This is a genomic window from Paludisphaera mucosa (assembly GCF_029589435.1).
Classification (GTDB): Bacteria; Planctomycetota; Planctomycetia; order Isosphaerales; family Isosphaeraceae; genus Paludisphaera; species Paludisphaera mucosa.
In genome coordinates, this window is record NZ_JARRAG010000002.1 from 1,220,074 (window position 1) to 1,241,548 (window position 21,475).

At 71.4% G+C, this 21,475-nt stretch carries 13 protein-coding genes; 7 read left to right on the forward strand and 6 right to left on the reverse strand.

Annotated elements, in window-relative coordinates; translation table 11 throughout:
• Positions 1 to 76 precede the first annotated feature (76 nt).
• On the forward strand, positions 77 to 2,332 hold the full coding sequence (locus PZE19_RS14440; RefSeq protein ID WP_277861333.1) for a fused MFS/spermidine synthase: 2,256 nt from the start codon (positions 77 to 79) through the stop codon (positions 2,330 to 2,332).
• 177 nt (positions 2,333 to 2,509) lie between these two features.
• On the opposite strand, the gene PZE19_RS14445 is transcribed toward PZE19_RS14440, so the two are convergent.
• Entirely contained in the window at positions 2,510 to 4,858 is a 2,349-nt protein-coding gene (locus PZE19_RS14445) for a tetratricopeptide repeat protein (protein WP_277861334.1), read from the reverse strand.
• Between the two features lie 128 nt (positions 4,859 to 4,986).
• Positions 4,987 to 5,295 (reverse strand): hypothetical protein, encoded by a 309-nt coding sequence (locus PZE19_RS14450; protein ID WP_277861335.1) that lies wholly within the window; start codon positions 5,293 to 5,295, stop codon positions 4,987 to 4,989.
• A gap of 355 nt (positions 5,296 to 5,650) precedes the next feature.
• On the opposite strand from PZE19_RS14450, the gene PZE19_RS14455 reads away from it, so the two are divergent.
• Positions 5,651 to 6,091 carry a hypothetical protein gene (locus PZE19_RS14455; protein WP_277861336.1) on the forward strand — a complete coding sequence of 147 codons (441 nt, stop codon included), beginning with the start codon at positions 5,651 to 5,653 and terminating at the stop codon, positions 6,089 to 6,091.
• A gap of 137 nt (positions 6,092 to 6,228) precedes the next feature.
• The gene (locus PZE19_RS14460) at positions 6,229 to 6,987 is read left to right on the forward strand and encodes an IS5 family transposase (RefSeq protein WP_277864353.1); all 759 of its coding nucleotides are present in this window, start codon (positions 6,229 to 6,231) and stop codon (positions 6,985 to 6,987) included.
• 23 nt (positions 6,988 to 7,010) lie between these two features.
• Here the strand turns inward: PZE19_RS14460 and PZE19_RS14465 are convergent, their stop codons facing one another.
• The 3 genes from PZE19_RS14465 to PZE19_RS14475 form a co-directional block, all read right to left on the reverse strand.
• Positions 7,011 to 7,289 (reverse strand): hypothetical protein, encoded by a 279-nt coding sequence (locus PZE19_RS14465; RefSeq protein ID WP_277861337.1) that lies wholly within the window; start codon positions 7,287 to 7,289, stop codon positions 7,011 to 7,013.
• A gap of 175 nt (positions 7,290 to 7,464) precedes the next feature.
• Positions 7,465 to 8,241 carry a CPBP family intramembrane glutamic endopeptidase gene (locus PZE19_RS32985; protein WP_277861338.1) on the reverse strand — a complete coding sequence of 259 codons (777 nt, stop codon included), beginning with the start codon at positions 8,239 to 8,241 and terminating at the stop codon, positions 7,465 to 7,467.
• 774 nt (positions 8,242 to 9,015) lie between these two features.
• Positions 9,016 to 10,854 (reverse strand): alpha/beta fold hydrolase, encoded by a 1,839-nt coding sequence (locus PZE19_RS14475; RefSeq protein ID WP_277861339.1) that lies wholly within the window; start codon positions 10,852 to 10,854, stop codon positions 9,016 to 9,018.
• Between the two features lie 423 nt (positions 10,855 to 11,277).
• Here PZE19_RS14475 and PZE19_RS14480 point away from each other — a divergent pair, with 423 nt between their 5' ends.
• The 4 genes from PZE19_RS14480 (at position 11,278) to PZE19_RS14495 (ending at position 20,706) form a co-directional block, all read left to right on the forward strand.
• Positions 11,278 to 13,806, forward strand: coding sequence for a PSD1 and planctomycete cytochrome C domain-containing protein (locus PZE19_RS14480; protein ID WP_277861340.1), 2,529 nt, complete (start codon positions 11,278 to 11,280; stop codon positions 13,804 to 13,806).
• Between the two features lie 21 nt (positions 13,807 to 13,827).
• Positions 13,828 to 15,285, forward strand: a complete 1,458-nt coding sequence (locus tag PZE19_RS14485; protein ID WP_277861341.1) for a DUF1501 domain-containing protein — start codon at positions 13,828 to 13,830, stop codon at positions 15,283 to 15,285.
• Between the two features lie 22 nt (positions 15,286 to 15,307).
• Positions 15,308 to 16,063, forward strand: a complete 756-nt coding sequence (locus tag PZE19_RS14490) for a hypothetical protein (RefSeq protein WP_277861342.1) — start codon at positions 15,308 to 15,310, stop codon at positions 16,061 to 16,063.
• 161 nt (positions 16,064 to 16,224) lie between these two features.
• Positions 16,225 to 20,706 carry a PVC-type heme-binding CxxCH protein gene (locus PZE19_RS14495; RefSeq protein WP_277861343.1) on the forward strand — a complete coding sequence of 1,494 codons (4,482 nt, stop codon included), beginning with the start codon at positions 16,225 to 16,227 and terminating at the stop codon, positions 20,704 to 20,706.
• On the opposite strand, the gene PZE19_RS14500 is transcribed toward PZE19_RS14495, so the two are convergent.
• Positions 20,703 to 21,440: a copper homeostasis protein CutC gene (locus PZE19_RS14500; protein WP_277861344.1), complete on the reverse strand. Its 738-nt coding sequence runs from the start codon at positions 21,438 to 21,440 to the stop codon at positions 20,703 to 20,705. The genes PZE19_RS14495 and PZE19_RS14500 overlap by 4 nt on opposite strands.
• Positions 21,441 to 21,475 lie beyond the last annotated feature (35 nt).

The following is a 21,475-nucleotide window of genomic DNA, read 5'->3' on the forward strand; positions in this document are numbered from 1 at the left end:
TCGGGCCGCTTATCCTGATGGGGGTCTCCGGGCGACACTCCTATTGTAAGACCCTGACGGCGGACGGCGAGGGGAGATGGACACGAAGGTTCGGAACGGGCTGTTCGGCGCCGCCACCCTGGGGGCCTCGGGGCTGCTCTTCGCGGTCCAGCCGATGATCGGCAAGATGCTGCTGCCGGCCTTCGGCGGGACGCCGGGGGTCTGGAACGCGTGCATGCTGTTCTTCCAGGCGGCCCTGCTGGTCGGCTACGCCTACGTCCACGCGACCTCGGCCCTGCTGGGCGTCCGGGGCCAGGCGGTCCTGCACGGCCTGCTCTCGATCGCGGCGCTGGGGTTCCTGCCGATCCTGATCCCGCTCGACCGCTCGCCCCCCACGGCCGGGGCCTGGGGGCCGGGGCTCTGGGTGTTCGGCCTGCTGGCGACGACCGTCGGGCCGCCGTTCGTCCTGATCGCCGCGACCTCCCCCCTGCTCCAGCGCTGGTACGCCTCGCCCGGCGGCCGCGACCCGTTCGTCCTGTACGCCGCGAGCTGCGCGGGCAACCTGGCGGCGCTGGCGGCCTATCCGCTGCTGATCGAGCCCCTGTCCACCCTGGGATGGCAGACGCGGGCCTGGTCGGCCGGGTTCGGGGCCGCGACCACGGCCACGCTCCTCTGCGCCGTCGCGGCCGACCGGCGTCCGGTCGGGGTGGCCGTCGAGGAGCCCGGCGGGACCGTCGGCCGCACCTCCTGGCGCGAGTTCCTGACCTGGACGGCCCTGGCCTCGGGGCCCGTCGTCTGGCTGCTGGCGCTGACGACGCACCTGACTTCCGAGCTGGCGCCGATGCCCCTGCTCTGGACGATCCCGCTGGGCATGTACCTGGTCACGTACATCCTGGCCTTCGCCGGCGTGGGGGAGCGGTGGGCGAGGCGGCTCGCGCCGACGTTCCCCTGGCTGGCGACGGCGCTGACGCTGGTGCTCGCCGCCGGCTTCGTGCACCCGCCCTGGATGCCGCTCCACCTCGCGACGTTCTTCGTCGCGGCCCTGCTCGGCCACAGCCGGCTGGCGGCGATCCGCCCCGAGCCCGGCCGGCTGACGACGTTCTACCTGGCGATCGGCCTCGGCGGGGCGCTCGGGAGCCTCTTCTGCGCGATCCTCGCCCCGTGGCTGTTCGACCGCATGGTCGAGTACCCCCTCGTCGTCTTCGCGTCCTGCATGGCGCTCGCCTGGCCCTCAGGCCGTCGCCTGCGCGGGGAGCTGCCGATCCCGATCCTGATCTTCCTGGCGACCTGGGTGCTGACGAGCTGGCCCGACCTCCGCGACGCGACGGCCGGCGTGCTGGTCGCCATGCTGGCGGCGGGCCTGGGCGTGCTGGCGGTGTGGGAGTCGGGCTCGCGGCCCTTGCGGTTCGCCCTGACGCTGGGGGCCGTCTTCCTGGCGGGCGGCCTGGCGCCCGACCCGGGGGGCGAGGTGATCCGCCGCGGCCGGAACTTCTTCGGCCGGCTCCGGGTCCTGTACGACGCCAAGGCGGACGTCCGCCGGCTGATGCACGGCAGCACCCTGCACGGCCAGCAGAGCCTGGCCCCGGGGCTGCGTGAGGAGCCCTCGACCTACTTCACCCGCTCGGGCCCGATCGGCGAGATGTTCGCCGCGGCGGGGTCGACCCTGGACCGGCCCGGGACGCGGGTGGCGGTCGTCGGCCTGGGGACGGGGACGCTGGCCTGCTACGCCCGGCCGGGCCAGGCCTGGACGTTCTACGAGATCGACGACGCGGTGGCCCGGGTCGCCGAGGACCCCGCCTGCTTCACCTACCTGGCCGACGCCCGCCGCCGCGGGGCCTCCGTCGCGGTCGTCGAGGGGGACGCCCGCCTCCGCCTGGCCGACGCCCCCGACGCCGGCTTCGCGCTGATCGTCCTGGACGCCTTCAGCTCCGACGCCGTCCCCGTCCATCTCCTCTCCCGCGAGGCCGTCGCCCTCTACCGCCGCAAGCTGGCCCCCGGCGGCGTCCTGGCGTTCAACCTGTCCACCAACTTCCTCGACCTGGACCTCTTAATGGCCCGCCAGGCGCTCGACGCCGGCCTCGCCTGCCGCGTCCGCCACGACCGCGAGGTCCCCGCCGCCGCCGTCGAGGCCGGCAAACGCCCCTCTATCTGGGCGCTCATGGCCGAGTCCGAAGCCCTCCCCCCCCTGCCCCCCGACTGGTCCGCCCCTCGCGCCCGGCCCGGCTCGTCCCCCTGGACCGACGACTATTCCGACCTCGCCTCGTACCTCATCCTCGGCCGCCGCCGATCGGGTTCCTTTGGGTCCGTTGGTCCTGCGCCGGAGCCCATTCCCGACACTCGTAAAACGCCGTGAAAACCGAGGTTTTACGGAGTTCCAGCCCGCCCGAGAGATTGGCTTGGTTGGTCGATTTCGCGACGATTTTTTCGGCTTCCCCGACTCTCCTCGCCGCCCTCGCCCACCCGTTCCGTCGTCTTCGACCGCATGCTCCCACTACCGGGATTATGCGCCAGATTGGGCGGATTCGAACGTTCAGGGGGCGGCCGGCTTCGTCGCTTCGCGCCGTTCCAGTTCGGCGAGGGCGGCCCGCTCGGTGGCGGTGCGGGGGCCGCGTTCCTTGATCTTGCGGAGCATGGCCGCGGCCTCGTCGACGCGGCCGGCCAGGAGCCGGTCCAGGGCCACCCAGCATTGCGCCTCGGACCGGTCGCGATCGTCGGGCGCGGCGTCCAGGAGGGCCTCCGAAGTCAGGTCGCCGCGGAGGTATTCGATCACCGGGTACGGCCAGCCCCCCTCCTCGGCCTCCTCGGCGGCCTCGTCCAGCAGGGCCCTGGCCGCGGCGTGGTCCTTGGCCCTCGTCGCGGCGAGGCTGCCGACGATCGCGGCGTCGATGGGATCGCGGCCCCTCCAGCCCGTCGCCTCGATCGTCTCGCGGGCGTCGGCGACGGCCTCGGGGCGACCGGCGGCGAACCGCGCCAGGACCTTCGCGAATCGCACCTCGGGGCCGGTGCCCCGGCGCACCGCCGCGTCGAAGTCGGCGGCGGCCCCGTCGTGGTCCTTCAGCAAGGACCGGGAGATCCCGCGGCATTGGTAGGCATAGGCGTCCTCGGGGTCGAGGCGGATCGCCGCGTCGAAGTCGACGATCGCGCCGGCGTCCTGGCCCTTGTTGCCCATCGCCTTTCCCCGCTCGCGATAGGCCTCAGCGAAATTCGGTTCGAGACGGATCGCGACGTCGAAGTCGGCGATCGCCTTGTCGTACTCCTCCTTCCTGGACCGGACATGGCCGCGGTACAGGTAGGCCTGTGGGTCGTCCGCATCGAGTCGCAGGGCCTGGTCGAGGTCGGCGAGGGCTCCATCGTCGTCCCGGAGCTTGAAGCGGATCCAGCCGCGGGCGACGAGGGCCTTCGCGTCTTCAGGATTGCGGCGCAAGACCTCGTCATAGTCGCCGAGCGCCTCGGCGTACATACCCTTGCCGAGCCGGAGGGCGCCGCGTTCGGCGTGGGCGTCGACGATCGCGGGATCGAGCCGGATGGCGGCGTCGTAGTCGCTGAGGGCCCCGTCCGGGTCCGATCGCTCGACCCGGAGCTTCGCCCGATTGGCGTAGACCGCCGCCGACTCGGACCCGAGCCGGATCGCCTCGTTCAAGTCGGCGAGCGCGGCGTCGTACAACTCCCTCGTAAAGCGGACGTAGCCGCGAAACGCGTAGGCGTCGGGGCCCGTAGGGTCGGCCGCGATCGCCGCATCGCAATCGGCGATCGCGCCGTCGAGGTCGCCCTCGTCCTGCCGAGCGTAGGCTCGTCCGACGAGGGCGGCGGGGTCGCCGGGCCGGAGCCGCAAGGCCTCGCCATAGTCGGCGATCGCCTTATCGCGGTCTTTCATCGCCGAATGGGTCGCGGCTCGATGAAAGAAGGAGTCGGGATCGTGCGGCGCGCGGCGGATCGCCTCATCGTAGTCGGCGAGGGCTTCGCCCGGCCGGCCCTTGCGGATGCGGATGCCGGCGCGTTCGGCATAGACGCCCGGGAGGTCGGGTTCCAACTCGACGGCCCGATCGTAGTCGGCGAGCGCGCCGTCCAGGTCCGACCTCTCGGCGCGGATGCGGGCCCGATTGCCGAAGACGGCAGCGTCCCTGGTCCCGAGGCGGACGGCCTCGTCGTAGTCGGCGACCGCCGCCTCCGCCTCGCCCTTCTGCCGGCGGGCGAAGCCGCGGAGGGCGTAAATGGACGCGTCGGTCGCGCCGAGGCGGATCGCCTCATCGCAATCCGCGATCGCACCATCTTGATCGCCCTGAAAGCCGCGGATCACGGCTCGTCGGACGCGCGCCCCGGCGAGATCGGGGCCGAGGCGGATCGCCTCGTCATAGTCGGCGAGGGCCTTGTCACGCTCGTCCTTCGCAGCCCAGGAGAGGCCGCGGCCGTACCAGGCCGCCGCGGATTCCGGGTCGAGGCGGAGGGCCTCGGAGAAGTCGGCGACGGCCTCGTCGTACTCCTTGCGCAGGAGCCGGACGCCGCCGCGGCGCGTGAAGAGCCGGCCGTCTTCGGGCTTCAGGCGGATCCGTTCGGTGTAGACGGCGACGGCCTCGGCCAGGGGGACGACGTCGCCCGCCTTCGCCCACCCCTCGGGGCCGCCGCCCTCGGCGACGAGGCGGAGCCGCCCGCCGTCGACGCGATCGATCGTGTGAGCGATCAGGGCCCGCCGTCGCTCGTCCTGGGACGGCATCGCGCCCGCCGCCCCGTCGGCCTGCAGCTCGGCCCCGTCCTCCAGGACCACGACCTGGCCCACGCGGGCGTCCCGCGCCTCCTCCGCCCCGGCGATCGGGCACGCGGTGAGGATCGCGGCGCAGACCGCGACCGACGACCAAGCTGCAAGCGGCCTTCGCGCGGGCATGATCCGGCTCCTCTCGCGTCATCCTCACCGTGGCGAGATGAAGATATCGCAAAGCGCCGCCCGGCCGCCTTCGAAAAATTACCGATCTTACTGGGTTCGGCATCGGAGGGCGGGCGGCTTCACGTTCGTCATGCCGCATCGTCTCTGGGGGCGGCCGGCTTCGGCTCGTCCTGCTTTTCCGGCTCGGCGACGGCGAGGACGGACTGCGGGTATCTCGGCGAGCCCCGGTCGTGGATCCATCGAAAGTTCGCGCGGGCCTCGTCGATGCGGCCTTTCAGGTGCCGATCGAAGCCGAGGCGGCAGCGAAACTCCGTCTCCTGGTCGGCGTCGGCCGCCAGGGCGAGGAGGGCCTTCTCGTCGATCTCGCCCCGGTCGCAGCGGACGACGGGACGGGGCCCGAGCGACCGTTCGGCCTTGCGGTCGGCCGCGTCGAGCATCGCCCGAGCCGCGTCGGCCTGGCCGATCCGACGCCGACAAGGCGGCCGAGGGGCGCCGCGTAGGTCGAGATCGCGCTCTTCCAGCCGTCGGCCCGGATCGTCGCGCGGGCGTCGTCGAGGACCTCGGCCCGACCCTGCGAAAGCGCCACAAGCGTCTTGCCGTACTGCGGGCGGTCGACCCTTCGGCGACGACCCAGTGCCAGGGCCCGTTCGCTTGCTTGACGTCTTAGAAACTATCTCAGAACCTCGCAATGCATTGGGCTGCCCCATCGCATGCGCATCATGTTAGCATCAGGGCTGGTTCTGCGCGGCCCGGGTCCGCAGAGTTTCCTCGTTAGGCGGCGGAGGCCCTCTCGTGGACCGATGGCTTCTCGAACACGACTGCGATGAGGAGATCTACACGCTGCCTACGGCCGATGACACCGAGATCGAGCGGGTGGTCGGCATGTTCGACGGGCGGCGCACGTTCTATTGCTGCCTCTCCGACACCGGCGACGAAAGCTGCCTCTGGTGCGTCGGCGAGCCTGACCGGCGGCTCATCGAAGGGCGGCTCATCGAAGGGGGCAACGTCCGCCACTTCGTCCTCCGCCATCGGCTCGGCGGGGGCCGAGTCGCCGATCCGCTGCGACACGGTGCCGGTCCGGCCGATGTGGTCGAGGTCGCCCCGTCCGATGTGTTCACACCCGCGGAGGTTTTATCGATCTTCCGGGCCTTCCACCGTCGTAGGGAGATCCCGAGCGACTGCGAGGTGGTGGACGGCGTACGCCTCTTTGGAGCAAATTCATTCGGGGCCTAAATGGCCTCCTAACCTTCTCCTGGGAAGGAGCGTAGATGAGTGCATAAAACCACCTCTGCTCCGATTTCTGCACCAGGAGAAGCGCTCGAATGGGACGGAACCGTCCTCAGGATAAGCCCCTCGACACAATCTGGGAAATCGACGACGAACTCTGGCGCCGCATCGAAGCGATCCTCTCGGAAGATGCTCCGCCCACGCCGAAAGTTCATGGCGGACGCCCGCGAATCAATTGGCGAGCCGCCATTGACGGGATTATCTTCCGCCTCCGCACCGGATGCCGGTGGAATAAGCTCCCCGAGCGGTTTGGCGATGACAGTTCGATCCACCGCTGGTTCCAACGATGGTGCCGCAATGGCGTCTTTGAGCGCATCTGGGCCGTGCTCGTCGAGGCGTGCGACGAATTGGGCGCTGTGAGCTGGAAATGGCAAGCAGCGGACGGGCGGCTGGGCAAGGCCCGGTTCGGGGGGGAAGAGACGGGCCCGAACCCGACCGACCGGGCCAAGCCGGGGACGAAGCAGAGCCTGCTGGTCGAGGCCGACGGCGGCCCGCTAGCGGCCGTGATCGCCGGGGCAAACGTGCCGGATTTCAAGCTACTCGCCGAGACGCTCGAGGCGGTAGTCGTCGAGCGACCCGACCCGGGCGAAGTCGAGCAGCACGTGTGCCTGGACGCCGGCTACGACAACGAGCCGAGTCGTGAGGTCGTCGAGCGGCACAAGTACATCGGTCACATCCGTCCAGCCCGCCCGGGTCCCCGTCCGGGTCGGCGTCCCGGTCGCCGCAAGGCCCGGCGCTGGGTGGTGGAGAGGACGCTAGCGTGGCTGTCGAAGTGCCGGGCGTTGCTGGTCCGCTACGACAAACACGACGAGAACTACCTGGGGCTGATCCAACTGGCCTGAAGCCTGTTATGGTACCGGCGACTTCACCGGATTAAGGCCTCATAACGGTTCTGAGATAGTTTCTTAGATCCGGTGAGCGGCCTGGCGTTTGCCGCGGGCGAGGTTCTTGCCGCGCCCTCCCCGTCGTCGAAGGGCTTGCCGTCGACGCGGAGGACCGCGCCGTACTGGGTGATCAACCGCTTGCCGCCCCGGGGCCTCCTGGGGGCGGCCGCCCGCTGGGCTTCCGCCGAGGGCGTGACGAGGAGGGCGGCCGAGGCCGGCGGGAGGAGACGGACGCCGAGCGGGGACGGGCGGACGGGCATGGGCGGATCCCTCGATCAGGCGACGGGCTCTCGCCGGCACGCGTCGGTCGTCGGATCAGCCTGATCGGATGGAGGTGGGCGGACGACGTCCTAACGGCGTTCCACGCGGCCGGTGCGCAGGGGGCGGGTCGGCTTCTTCATGACGGCCCCTTGGCGCCGAACCGCGTCAGCGGAATTACGCCGCCCTCCTCGCGGCCCAGACTCGCCGCACGATGAGGATGGCGAGCAGCCCCAGCGTCAGCAGCCCGGGCACTACGCCCTCGGGGAGGGGCGACGCGAATGGCGGCGGCGGCTCGTTGACGAGGGTGTGGACGCCCATCGCCAGGAACAGGTTTCCCGATGCCAGATAGATCCCGGCCAACACCAAACCCACAGCGAACTGGACGAGCATGTAGATCGCGGGGACGCCGTGCGCCACGTTGACCGGAATGTGGATCGCGGTGAAGACGCCTTGCGACAGCACGAGGGCGACCGCGAGGCATGCCGCCGGGCGGCCGGGGAGCTTGCGGGCGGCCAGGAGATGAATCTGGGGGAAGAAGAATCCTCGGTACATGACCTCCTCGAAGAACGCGTTCCCGAGGAACTGGGCGATCCAAAGGCCGGCCGCCGCAGGCCAGGTCCCCGAGGACCACGCGGAGCTCCCGGCGAGCGGCATGCCTTGCTTCCACGCGGCGGCGGCCTGGACCGTCGTGGCGATCAGGAAGATCGCAAGCGTCCCCGCGACCCCGGCCGGCAGGCGCTTCGGATCGAGGCCCAGCGCGACCGGCCGCTGTCCGAACCCGAAGATCAGCACGCCGCCCACGAAGACGACGAGGTTGAGGACGTTCGCCGACAGGGTGAGGTTGAGGAGGCCGCCGGTCGCCTGGGCCAATCGCCAGGCGGGGTGAAACCAGCGCTGGGGATCGCGAAAGGCGAAGAAGATCAGACAGGCGTTCCCGCACGCAAGTAGCACGGCGAGGCCGAGGAGGGCCGTCGCCGGCACCGGTCGAGGCCGAGGGGTCGCCAGTGGCCAATGCAGGGGCGGCCCGCCTGGTCTCGCTTCCGTCCCGTGGCGGGCTACATCCGTCGGCATTAGATCCTCCAGCACTACTGCACCACTTATGCCTGATGCATCACAGGTCGGGACTCAAGGTCGAATCCCTTGAAGTCCGCCACGCCGCCGGCTGCCATGCCGGCTTGGCCCTCCATGAACGGGCCGCCCAGCACGATCCTGCCCTGGGCGTGGCACTCTTCGTATTGGACGTGGTCCCGGAACTCGGGTTGCTCGTTGTAGGGGGGCCCCTCGACCCGCATCGGGCCTGGATTCGAAGATGCGACGTAGCAGGTGGGGCCCTCCTGGTCGAGCAGGGTTGCATACCCCTTCAAGCTGCGGCGGCGGTGCGATCGGCGACGGTGTCGTATGGCCGCGAACCGCCCCGGCATCTTCCCAGGCGGGTATCGGGGCTGCAACCACTCGCCGTTGAAGGCGATGCGCTCCGCTCAGCACCCGACCTCCTGAGGGCGACGCCCCCGGCCCGGACTGCCGCCGGCTCGAAAAGACGCAGGCCCGGCCTCTCACCCGCCCTGCCCTATCAACCTCCCCGGCGGCACCGCCGACCCCGCCCCTGGCGGAACGAACGCCGTGAGTGCGAACACCCTCTGAGGCAGCCCGCGATCGGCACGCACGTCCAGGCCGGTCAGCCCGCTCGTCAGATGTCGAGCGCGTCACCCCGCGGGCGCGGGCGGCTCAGTTTCCCAGGTGGAGGCGCAGGATGCGTCGGACCTCGGCGGCGGCCTCGGGGGCGTCGTTGATCAGGTGGCTGCCACGGATCATGATCTCGGATTCGGCGCCCTCGACGTGGGCGCTCTCGTAGGGGACCACGCCGTCGGTCCAGAAGCGGGGCGGGGCTTCGGGGAAGAGGTTGGCGACGATCGAGTGGTAGGGGACCCCGGGGGCGATCCGCAGCTCGGAGAGGGCGGTCAAGATCGGGCTCTCCCACTCCAGGTTGTCGATGCTGGTCGGGGGCCGGCGGCGGTACGCGGGCTGGAGCACGTCCGGCCCGTTCAGGGCGAGGACCTCGGCGTGGAGCGCCTGGGGGGCGCCGGCCCGGGAGATGAGCGACGAGCTGAGGCGGCCGACGACCTGGTTGGCCGTGTTGCTCCCGCGGTGGGGGGCGGCGACGAACACGACCCGGCGGATCGAGGGCTCGGGCTCGAAGTAGATGACGCGGGAGAGCGCCTCGCGCGTTTCGGGCGACAGGGCCACCTGCTCCAGCGGACGGGTGAGCAGGCCCTGCTCCAGCCTCCGGCCGCTGCTCTGCACGAGCTGCTTGCTCAGGACGCCGCCCAGGCTGTGGCCGACGACGACCATCTGGTCGAGGGCGGGGTCGGCGCGGCCCGGGTCGACGGCCTCGCGCAGCTCGTGGAGGGCCTGGCGGACCCGCGCGGCCGAGAACATGAGCGGGGCGCCCGTCGGATAGTACGCATACCAGAATTGATAACGCTCGCGGATGAGCGGGTCGGCCTCGAGGTCGTTGGTCATCTTCATCCAGGCGTCCGGGCTGGACCAGAGCCCGTGGACGAACAGGACCGGGATCTTGCCGGGCCGATACGGCGCGCCCATGAAGATCCCCGGCGCCGTGTTGTACGAGGTGGGCCTGAGCAGGCCGCCCCACCGGAGCTGCTGCAAGGTCGAGTTGAGGACCTGGTGGACGAGCGGCGTGGTCAGGTCCGCCGCCAGCGGCGCGGCCGGCGCGCCCGGGGCCGGGACGACGGTCGTCTCCTGGATCGGGTCGTGCAGGGCGAGCGTCGCCGGCTGGGATCGCCAGGCCCCGCCGCGGAGCGGCCCGTTCGGGGACAGGACGGCCGTCGCCGGGAGCCGGAGCCGCTCGGGCAGGAAGCGGTCGGGGACCGCCTTCCGGTCGGGGAAGCGGGTCAGCGCCACGAGCGGGACGCCCAGCCCCTCGCGGCCGACGTGGTCGATGTTCTTGACCCGGAAGTCGGCGGCGACCCAGAGCTCGTGGCAAGGGATCTCGGGGCCCCCCGGCGACCACGGGGCGACGGCGACCCCCGAGGCGGCGAGCCGCTCCCGCCAGGCGACTTCGACCACCTCGGCCCCCGAGCCCGTCGAGCTGCGCGAGCCCGAGGCCGAGCCGCGGACCAGTTCCTCGACCGCGTGGTCGTGCAGGTCGCAGGCCCGGAGGTAAAGCGCCGAGGGGGGATCCGCCGGCCCGGCCGAGGCCAGGGCGAACGCGGAATAGGCCGCGGCGTCGCGGAACCAGGGGAGCGCGGCGACCGGGTCGCGGCGGGCCAGGCGCGAGCCGATCGCGTCGGCCTCGTCGGCGAGCGCCAGCAGCCGCCCGGGATCGAGGACGTCCGATGCCTCGACCTGGGCCGCCGCCTGCGAATACGCGAATTCCTCCGAAGACGTCGCGGCGGCCGATCCCGGGATGCAGCCCAGGACGCGCGTATAGGCGGCCTTGATCGCGCGGGACGGCCGCTCCTTGATGCTGGGAGCGTGGCATCCCGGCGCGGAGGCCGCGCCCAGGAGGAACAGGATGATGTGGACCCGAGATCTGGTACGCACGACGGAGCCCGATTGTGAAGGGCCGCGGAAGCGAGAAGTCGCGGCCGAGGGATCGAGGCGACTTCGCCTCGAAGGGGTGCAGCGCGACGATTTCGAACCATCCGAGGCCCGGCCGTTCGAAATCTGGGCCATGCCCCCTTGATATCGCCCCGAAACGCCGTCGACTTGAGGGATTTTCGGGACTCGCCGGTTTCTGAAGGATGGAAGGCCTTGGCTCGTCCCGGCGCGAGGATTTTGCTGGAGCCGGACTCCCGCCGGAAACGAAGTAGCCTTGAGACGCCGGACCACGTACGATGGACGCTCCTTGAACGGATGTTCGACTTCGAAGATCGAGACGCCCGGTCGACCTGACCGGGCCGCGCGGCCGGCCCCTCTCCATGGCCGGCCGGGATCGCCTGGACCCTTCCCGGAGGTCGAAGCCGCATGGTCCTCGTCCCGCGGACATGGTCGCGATGGCTCGGAGCGGCGGCGTGCGCGGCGATGGCCGCGCTGGGCGCCGGTGCGTCGGCTTCCGCCGAGGGCGACGCGGCCGACCCGCGCGTCGAGGCGGAACGGACGCGGTTCTTCGAGCAGGAGGTCCGGCCCCTGCTGGTCGCCAAGTGCCAGTCGTGCCACGGGCCCGACAAGCAGAAGGGCGGCCTGAGGCTCGACTCGCGCGAGGCCCTGCTGCGCGGGGGCGAGACCGGCGCGGTGGTCGAGCCGGGGAAGCCGGGCGAGAGCCCGCTCGTCCAGGCCGTGCGCTACGAGGGGCTCGAAATGCCCCCGACGGGGAAGCTCGAAGCCGCCCAGGTCGCCGCGCTGGCGAGATGGGTCGCCGACGGCGCCGCTTGGCCCGCCGGGACGACTCCGGCCGATGCGCCCCGGCCCGCGAAGGTCGAGAAGGCCGACGGCTCGTTCTGGTCGTTCCGGCCCCTGAAGGACGTCGCCCCGCCCGACCCCCAGGCGCTCGCCGGGACGCCGTGGGACGGCTGGGCGCGGAACCCGATCGACGGGTTCGTGCTGAAGGGCCTGCTCGAAAGCGGACTGACCCCCGCGCCCGAGGCGTCGAAGCTTGCCCTCGTCCGCCGCGCGACGTTCGACCTGATCGGGCTGCCGCCGACCCCCGAAGAGGTCGACGGCTTCCTCGCCGACGACCGGGCCGACGCCTACGAGCGGCTCGTCGATCGGCTGCTGGCCTCGCCGCGCTACGGCGAGCGCTGGGGGCGGCACTGGCTCGACGTCGTCCGCTACGCCGAGTCCGACGGCTACAACGCCGACGCCTATCGCCCCGAGGCCTGGCGCTACCGCGACTACGTCGTCCGCTCGCTCGACGCCGACAAGCCCTACGACCGCTTCCTCGCCGAACAGGTCGCCGGCGACGAGCTGGATCCATCCGACGTCGACGCCCGGATCGCCACCGGCTTCCTCCGGCTGGGCCCGTACGAGGCCAACCAGCGGAACGTCCGGGGCCAGTGGGCCGACATCCTCAACGAGATCACCGACGTCGTCGGCGAGGCCTTCCTCGGCCTGAGCGTCGGCTGCGCCCGCTGCCACGACCACAAGTTCGACCCCATCGCCCAGGCCGACTACTACCGCCTCCAGGCCTTCTTCACGCCGATCCTCCCCGTCGACTCCGTCCCGCTCTGGACCGACGCCCAGAAGGCCGAGCACGACGCGAAGCTCGCCGTTTGGGAGCAGGCCACGGCCGAGATCCGCGGCAGGATCGCCGATCTGGAGAAGCCCTACCGAGACAAGCTGGCCCACGACATCGTGGCCAAGTTCACCCCCGACCTCCAGGCGCTGCTCGACCGGGCCGACGCCGAGATCCCGCCCTACGACCGCCAGATCAAGGCGCTGGCGTACCGCCAGGTGGTCCTCGACCGCGACGAGAAGCCCATCGCCGGCACGATCAGGCCCGAGGATCGGCCGCGGTGGCAGGCGATGATCGACGATCTGAAGAAGTCCGACGCGATCAAGCCCGCCCCCCTGCCCGTCGCGCTCGGCGTGCGGGACGTCGACCCCGAGGCCCCGCCGACCCGGATCCCCGGGAACCGCAGGGCGGCCGAGCCGATCGATCCGGGCTTCCCGTCGGTGCTCGACCCGTCGTCGGCGACGATCGCCCCGCCCCCCGCCGCGCCCGGCTCGACGGGGCGTCGGCTGGCGCTGGCGGAGTGGCTCAACCGGCCCGACAACCCGCTGACGACCCGCGTCGTGGTGAACCGCGCCTGGCAGCATCACTTCGGCCGGGGGATCGTGGCGACCTCGAACGACTTCGGCAAGCTCGGCGAGGCCCCGTCGCACCCCGAGCTGCTCGACTGGCTGGCGCGGCGGTTCGTCGCCGACGGCCGACGGTTCAAGCCCCTGCACCGGCTGATGGTCACGTCGGCCGCGTACCGCCAGTCGGCCTTCCGCCCCGAGAGCGAGGCCGAGGCCGCCCGCCTGGTCGACCCGGGGAACCGCCTGCTCTGGAAGCGGCCCGTGCGGCGGCTGGAAGCCGAGGCGATCCGCGACGCCATGCTGTCGGCCTCGGGCGAGCTGGCGGACGTCCGCGGCGGCCCCGCCGGCGACGCCAAGGGGCCCCGGCGGTCGGTCGACTGCAAGGTCGTCCGCAACACCCGCGACCCGGTCCTCGACGCCTTCGACGCCCCCGACGCCTTCAACAGCGCGGGGCTGCGGAACACCACCACGACCGTCAACCAGACGCTGCTCCTGATCAACGGCCCCTGGGCCCTCGATCGGGCCAAGGCCCTGTCCGTGCGGCTGGATCGGCTCACGGCCGGGACGCCCGACGCCCAACGGGCCCGCGACCGCGCCCGGATCGTCCGGGGTTTTCGGCTGACCGTCGGCCGCGAGCCCGACGACGACGAGACGGCCGCCGGCCTGGCGTTCCTCGACCGGGCGAACAAGGCCCTGGCGCTCGTCGACTATTGCCACGTCCTGCTGAACGCCAGCGAATTCCTCTATGTGGATTGACGGCCGGGAGGGGGTGTCCCCATGAACGCGGATTCGCAAGGTCGGCCCATCGTCCCGCACAGCACGACGCCCTCCTCGCGCCGGGACTGGCTGCTCCAGGCCGCCGGCGGCTTCGGCGCGCTGCCGCTGCTGGACCTGCTCGCCCGCGACGTGAAGGCCGCGGAGAACCTGGCGATCCCCGGCGCGGCGGCGAGGCCCCCCTGGGCGCGGCCGGCCACGGCGAAGAGCGTCATCTTCCTCTTCATGGAGGGGGGGCCGAGCCAGATGGACACGTTCGACCCCAAGCCGCTCCTCACCGAGCTGGCGGGGAAGCCGATCCCGTCGAGCTTCAAGCCGGTCATCACGCCGATGGGCGAGTTCTACTCGCCGATCCTCCCCTCGAAGCGGAAGTGGAAGCAACACGGCGAGAGCGGCGCATGGGTCTCCGACTGGCTGCCGCACACGGCCGAGTGCGTCGACGACCTGGCGGTCATCCGGTCGTGCTGGGCCGACGGCCTGAACCACGTCAACGGCGTCTGCCAGATGAACACCGGCTCCACCCGCAGCGGCCGGCCCTCGCTGGGGAGCTGGGTCAGCTACGGCCTGGGGACCGAGAACCAGGACCTCCCCGGCTACGTCGTGCTCCAGGACTACCCCAAGTCGACCGTCGCCGGCGGCCCCCGCAACTGGGGGACCGGGTTCATGCCCGCGCTCTACCAGGGGACGCGGATCGACGGCGGCGCCGTCCCGATCGCCAACCTGCAACCCCCCGCGGTCGTCGCCGGCGATCGCCAGCAGGCCAAGCTCGCGCTGCTCGACCGGCTCAACCGCCGGCACATGGATCCCCGCCGCGACCAGACCGAGCTGGACGCCCGCATCCGCAGCTACGAGCTGGCCTTCCGCATGCAGGCCGAGGCCCCCGAGGCCGTCGACCTGGCGCGCGAGTCGGCCGAGACCCTGGCCCTCTACGGCGTCGACGACCCGATCACCGAGAGCATGGGCCGCAACTGCCTGCTCGCCCGCCGCCTCGTCGAGCGCGGGGTGCGGTTCGTGCAGCTCTACTGCGGCGCCGGGTCGAAGTGGGACGCCCACTCCGACATCGAGGGGAACCACTCGAAGAACTGCCGCGCCAGCGACAAGCCGGTCGCCGGCCTGATCAAGGACCTCAAGCGCCGGGGCCTGCTCGACCAGACGCTCGTCGTCTGGGGCGGCGAGTTCGGCCGCACGCCGATGTCCGAGAAGGGCGACGGCCGCGACCACAACGCGAACGGATTCACCATGTGGATGGCCGGCGGCGGGATCAAGCCCGGCGTCACCCTCGGCAGGACCGACGAGGCCGGCCTGCACGCCATCGAGGACCGCCTCCACGTCCACGACCTCCACGCCACGATCCTCCACTGCCTCGGCGCCGACCACGCCCAGCTCATCTACCGCCACCAGGGCCGCCCCGAACGCCCCACCGTCAACGAAGGCCAGGTCTGCACCAAGCTGCTGGCCTGACCGCCGCGTCCGGGGACGACCGATGGACGAGCCGCGGACGATCTCGAAGAAAGCCTACTTTCGGCTCACGATGGCGCTGACCCTGCTGACCTGCGCCGTGGCGACCCTTGCCGCCAACGTCCTGGTCAGCGCGTGCGGAGGTCGGATCGAACCGGGCCTGCTGGCCGGCCTGACCGGGCTCTACATCATCCTCGCTCGCGCCCTGGCCGAGTGGATCCTCCGCCTGCGCGACCTGACCCGGCGCGGGACCTCCGTCGAGATTCACGCCCGATCTCTCTTCGGCCCGACCGAGGACGTCGCGCCGGGGGAGACGGTCGAGGCCCGCGTCCCCCCGGGAACTCTCCTCTTCCTCCTGTGCGGCGCGCCGGTCATGGTCCTGATCTGCTACGCCGGCGCGTGGGTTTTCGAGGAGCAAATCTGGATGCGATGCCTCTCGATCGGCATGGGTTTCTTCTTCCTGGCCTGCTTCGTCGAGAACATCGTGGATTACGGGAAGCCCATCGCCCGGGTCGACGCCGACGGCGTGAACGGCTATCCGTCCCATCGGGCCCTCTGGCGGCGGTTCGTCCCCTGGTCCGACGTGTACAGTTGCGAGGTCCAGACGCTGAACGACACCTTCGGCAAGCCGATCCTGCTGCGGCCCGTGTTGAAGGGGCGTCACGGCGAGAAACTCATGGCGTTGTGCCTGTTCTACACCCCGATGGTGGAGCAGGAACGGATCGTGAAGGCGATCAAGACGAGGCTGCCGGAGACCGAGGTCGACGCCTGGCTGACCTGAGATGCGACGCGGGCACCTGCGGGAGCACGCGGCCGGCCCGTCGGATCGTTGACGCGGCCACGGCCGGGGTGGAGAATCTCCGGGGTCGCTCCTCCCCACCGGCCCGCGCGCCGACCGTCGCGCGGGCGTCCCCGCCGAGCCTGCACCCCCGGAGCCCCCCCATGCGGCCCATCCTCATCGCCCTTGCGCTCGCGGCGACGGCCCTCGGAGCGGCCGTCGCCGACGACGCGCCGATGACCTTGCACGAGCAGCGGCGCGTCCCCTCCGCCGGCCGGCCCGACGCCTACGAGGTCGTCCAGAAGACGGCGAGCTGGCGGCCCTCGAAGACGGCCCTGATCGTCTGCGACATGTGGGACGAGCACTGGTGCAAGGGGGCGACCCGGCGCTGCGGCGAGCTGGCCCCGGTGCTGAACCAGGTCGTGGCCGCCGCCCGCAAGAAGGGCGTGCTGATCGTCCACTCGCCCAGCGGCTGCATGGACGCCTACAAGGACCACCCCGCGCGGCTGCGGGCGAAGTCGGCCCCGAAGGCCGCCGACCTGCCGAAGGACATCGGCGCGTGGTGCTACAAGATCCCCTCGGAGGAGCGCGGCGAGTACCCCGTCGACCAGGCCGACGGCGGCTGCGACGACGGGCCGCGATGCGCCGAGCGGACCGCCTGGAAGTCGCAGGACCCGAGGATCGAGATCCGCGACGAGGACGCGATCAGCGACTCGGGCGAGGAGGTCTGGAACCTGCTGGCGAGCCGCGGGGTCGAGCACGTCATGCTGACGGGCGTTCACACGAACATGTGCGTGCTCGGCCGCCCGTTCGGCCTCCGCAACCTGGCGAAGAACGGCAAGGACGTCGTCCTGATCCGCGACCTGACCGACACGATGTACAACTCGCGGCGGCCGCCCTACGTCTCGCACTTCGAAGGCACGGCGCGGGTCGTCGAGCACATCGAGAAGTTCGTCTGCGCGACGATCACGTCGACCGACCTGACCGGCCGCCCGGCCTTCGCCTTCAAGCCCGACGACCGCCCCCGCGCCGTGTTCCTGATCGGCGACGACGAGTACAAGACCGCCGAGACGCTCCCGGCCTTCGCCCAGACCGAGCTGGAGCCGGCCGGCGTGCGCTGCACGTTCGCGATCGCCGACCCCAAGGCGCCCAACGACTTCCCCGGCGTCGAGGCGCTCGACGACGCCGACCTGCTCTTCGTCAGCGCCCGCCGACGCGCGCCGACGGATGCTCAGATGAAGATCATCCGCCGCTTCGTCGAGGCCGGAAAGCCGGTCGTCGGCATCCGCACCGCCAGCCACGCCTTCGACACCCGAGGGACGGCCCCGGCCGGCCACGCCGAATGGACGACGTTCGACCCCGACGTCCTGGGCGGCCACTACACGGGCCACCACGAGAACGGCGTCGAGCCGACGATCGCCCTCGCCGAGCACGCCAAGGGCCACCCGATCCTCGACGGCGTCGAGCCCGGCTTCCGCAGCCCCGGCTCGCTCTACAAGGCCGGCCCGCTCGCGGCGACGACGATCCCGCTGCTGATCGGCGCGATCGAGGGCCACCCCGCCGAGCCCGTCGCCTGGGTCAACCTCAAGGGCCGGTCTCGGGTTTTCTACACGTCGCTCGGCGCGCCGGGCGACTTCGAGACGCCCGCCTTCCGACGCCTCTTGCGCAACGCGGTCTTCTGGGCGCTCGACCGGCCTGCGCCCGTCGCCGCGATCGCGCCGCCGCCGTTCAAGGTCCCCGACGACCTGGCGGTCGACCTGGTGCTCGCGGAGCCGATCGTCCGTCAGCCGTTGAACATCCATTTCGACGAACGGGGCCGGATGTGGGTCGTGCAGTACGCCCAGTATCCCGACCCCGCCGGGCTGACGATGCTCAGCCGCGACGGCGTCTGGCGCGTGGTGTACGACAAGGTCCCGGTCGCCCCGCCGAACCACGTCCGCGGCCTGGACCGGATCTCGATCCACGAGGACGTCGACGGCGACGGGACGTACGACCGCCACAAGACGTTCGTGCAGGGCCTGAACATCGCGACGTCCGTCGCCGTCGGCCGCGAGGGGGTCTGGGTCCTCAACCCGCCCTACCTCCTCTTCTACCCCGACCGCGACGGCGACGACGTCCCCGACGGCGACCCCGAGGTCCGACTGCAGGGCTTCGGCATGGAAGACTCGCATTCGGTCGTCAACAGCCTGACCTGGGGCCCCGACGGCTGGCTCTACGCGGCGCAGGGGAGCACGGTCTCGGGCCGGGTCATGAGGCCCGGTCAGGAGGGCGAGCCCACGCGTTCGCTCGGCCAGCTCATCTGGCGCTATCACCCCGAAAAGCGTCTTTACGAGGTCTTCGCCGAGGGGGGCGGCAACGCGTTCGGGGTCGAGATCGACGCCAAGGGGCGGGTCTTCTCGGGCCACAACGGCGGCGACACCCGCGGGTTCCACTACGTGCCGGGCGGTTATCTGCAAAAAGGGTTCGACAAGCACGGGCCGCTCTCCAACCCCTACGCCTTCGGCTACTTCCCGGCCATGAAGCACGACAAGACCCCGCGCTTCACGCACGACTTCACGATCTACGAAGGGGGCCGGTTCCCGAAGAAGTACGACGGCGTGCTGTTCGGCGTCGCCCCCCTGCTCCATCACGTGGTCATGAGCGAGGTGATCCCGGACGGCTCGACCTTCCGCACCCGCGACGTCGGCTTCGCCATGGAGTCGGAAGACCCGATGTTCCGCCCGGTCGACGTCACCCTCGGCCCCGACGGCGCGCTCTACGTCGCCGACTGGAACGACGCCCAGGTGAACCACTACCGCAACCACGAAGGCCTGGTCGACCAGGCCACCGGCCGCATCTACCGCATCCGCGCCCGCGATGCGAAGCCCACCGGCCCGCTCCCCGACCTGGGCACGCTCACCGCGCCCGAACTGATCGACCGCCTCGACGACCCCAACCGCTGGGTCCGCCAGACCGTCCTCCGCCTGCTCGGCGATCGGCCCCGGAGTTCTCAGGAGGTGGTCCCCGAGCTGCGCCGTCGCCTCGCGGCGCGGACGGGCCAGCCGGCCCTCGAGGCGCTCTGGGCGCTCAACCTGATCGGCGGGCTCGACGAGGCTTCGACCCTGACGGCGCTACGCCACGAGGACACGTTCGTGCGGACCTGGGCGGTGCGGCTGGCCTGCGAGTCTGATCACCTGCCGACGTTCCCCGGCGGTAAGCCGTCGACCGCATCGGTTCCCTATCATGTGACCGGCCCGGTCGCCGCGGCCCTTGTCGATCTGGCCAGGAACGACCCCCGTGTCGAGGTCCGCAGCCAGCTGGCGTCCTCGGCGCGCAGGTTGGACTCCGGGGGCTGGTTCCAGATCCTGAAGAACCTCGCGAGGCGGGGCGAGGACGTCGGCGATCCGTACGTCCCCCTGCTGATCTGGTGGGCGATCGAAGCGCGTGTGGCGGACGATCCCGGCTCCGTCCTCCTGCTGTTCCAGGACCCGGCGATGTGGGACGCGCCGATCTCCGTCTCGACGCTCCAGGAGCGCTTGATGCGCCGCTTCGCCGCCGAGGGGGGGCAGAAGAACCTGAGCTATTGCGAGAAGCTCCTTTTGCTGGCGCCGGAGCCCCCGCACGCCGCCCGGCTGATGGCCGGGCTGGAGGCGGCCTACGTGGGACGCTCGACCGCGGGCCTCCCCTTCAGGCTGGCCGACGCGCTGGAGACGTTCGGCAGGTCGTCCGTCGTGACGGGGCTGCGTCGGGCCAGGCCCGAGGCGGTCGCCGAGGCGACGAAGCTCCTGTCCAGCCCCGACGGCGACCGCGAGAAGCAGCTGCAGTACCTCCGCGTGCTGGGCGAGGTCCGCATCGACGCCTGCCGCCCGGCGGTCCAGGCGCTCGCCCTGAACTCGCCGGTGAACCCGATCCGCTCGGCGGCGCTCTCGGCGCTGGCGGTTTTCGACGACCCCGAGATCGCGGGCGAGGTGCTGAAGACCTATCCGTCGCTCCCCGACGACGTGCTCGCCTCGGCGTGGAACCTCCTCGCCACCCGGCGGGCGTGGGCCGCGACCTTTTTGGAGGCGGTCGCCGCCGGCCGGATCGACGCGAAGACGATCCCCCGCGAGGCCGTCGCCCGGTTCCGCGCCTTGAAAGATCCGAAGGTCGAGGAGATGGCCGCCCGCGCGTTCGGCGCGAGCGAGCCGGCCGGGGCGTCGACCCGCAAGGACCGGATCACCGCGCTCTCCGGGGTCGTCCGCGCCGGCGGCGGCACGCCCAAGGCGGGCCGGGCCATCTTCCACGAGCGTTGCGAGCGCTGCCACGCCCTGTTCGGCAAGGGGGGGAAGGTCGGGCCCGAGTTGACCACGTTCCGCCGCGACGACCTCGACTCGGTCTTGCTGGCGATCGTCGACCCCTCGGCCGAGATCCGCGAGGGCTACGTCGCCTACGCCCTCGCCACGACCGACGGCCGCGTCCTGTCCGGCGTCTGCGCCGACCAGGATCCGCGCATCGTCGTCCTCCGCTGCGCCGACGGCGAGGAGCGGACGTTCGCCCGCGAGGACGTCGAGTCGTTCGACCCCTCGAAGGCCTCCATCATGCCCGACGGCCTGCTCGACGACCTGAGCGACGCCCAGGTCCGCGACCTGCTCTCGTACCTTCGCGTCAGCCAGCCGATCATCGATTAACCCGACCCGAGATCCGACGCGGCTTCCAGGATCCGCCGCACCTTCTCGGCCCGCACGCCCGTCCAGTCCAGGGCGGAGCCGTCGCGGGTCGTGAAGGTGCAGGGGCTTTTGATCACGTCGACGGCGGCCGAGCCGAGGTGGACCTCGTGGGCCCCCGTGCGGCGGACGATCTCGAGCAGGTTCGCGACCGAGAGCCGGCCGGCGACGAGGACGCCGATGCGGTCGCCGGCCGTCGCGACGAGCCGGGCGAGAGCGTCGACGCCCTCCTCGGCCGAGGGCCGGCCGCCCGAGGTCAGGACGCGGTCGACGCCCAGCTCGATCAGGGTTTCGAGCGCCTCGTCGAGGTCGGGCGTCTGGTCGAACGCCTTGTGGAAGGTCACGCTCATCGGCCGGGCCAGCTCGACGAGCCGCGCGGTCGCCTCGCGGTCGATCGTGCCGTCGCGCAGGAGGATCCCGAAGACGACGCCCGACGCCCCCATCCGCAGGGCGACGTCGACGTCGTCGCGCATCGCGGCCAGCTCGGACGCGTCGGGCGTGAAGTCGCCGGCCCGGACGCGGATCAACACATGCACCGATATCGATAGGATGCGGCAGGCCTCGGCGATCGTCCCCGCGCCCGGGGTCGTGCCGCCGACTTCGAGGCGGTCGCACAGCTCGACCCGGTCCGCGCCCCCCGCCTCGGCCTCGATGGCCGAGCGCAGGTCGCCGACGCAGATCTCGACAAGCGGGCGCATGCGACTCGTTTCCCCCCGATCGGTCGCGACGCTCT

What these genes read in the sequence shown, in the direction of transcription:
- PZE19_RS14500 (WP_277861344.1), bottom strand. Translation starts at nt 21,440, where the DNA reads ATGCGCCCGCTTGTCGAGATCTGCGTCGGCGACCTGCGCTCGGCCATC.
- PZE19_RS14490 (WP_277861342.1), top strand. Translation starts at nt 15,308, where the DNA reads ATGGACGAGCCGCGGACGATCTCGAAGAAAGCCTACTTTCGGCTCACG.
- PZE19_RS14495 (WP_277861343.1), top strand. Translation starts at nt 16,225, where the DNA reads ATGCGGCCCATCCTCATCGCCCTTGCGCTCGCGGCGACGGCCCTCGGA.
- PZE19_RS14480 (WP_277861340.1), top strand. Translation starts at nt 11,278, where the DNA reads ATGGTCCTCGTCCCGCGGACATGGTCGCGATGGCTCGGAGCGGCGGCG.
- PZE19_RS14465 (WP_277861337.1), bottom strand. Translation starts at nt 7,289, where the DNA reads ATGCCCGTCCGCCCGTCCCCGCTCGGCGTCCGTCTCCTCCCGCCGGCC.
- PZE19_RS14450 (WP_277861335.1), bottom strand. Translation starts at nt 5,295, where the DNA reads ATGCTCGACGCGGCCGACCGCAAGGCCGAACGGTCGCTCGGGCCCCGT.
- PZE19_RS14485 (WP_277861341.1), top strand. Translation starts at nt 13,828, where the DNA reads ATGAACGCGGATTCGCAAGGTCGGCCCATCGTCCCGCACAGCACGACG.
- PZE19_RS14440 (WP_277861333.1), top strand. Translation starts at nt 77, where the DNA reads ATGGACACGAAGGTTCGGAACGGGCTGTTCGGCGCCGCCACCCTGGGG.
- PZE19_RS14445 (WP_277861334.1), bottom strand. Translation starts at nt 4,858, where the DNA reads ATGCCCGCGCGAAGGCCGCTTGCAGCTTGGTCGTCGGTCGCGGTCTGC.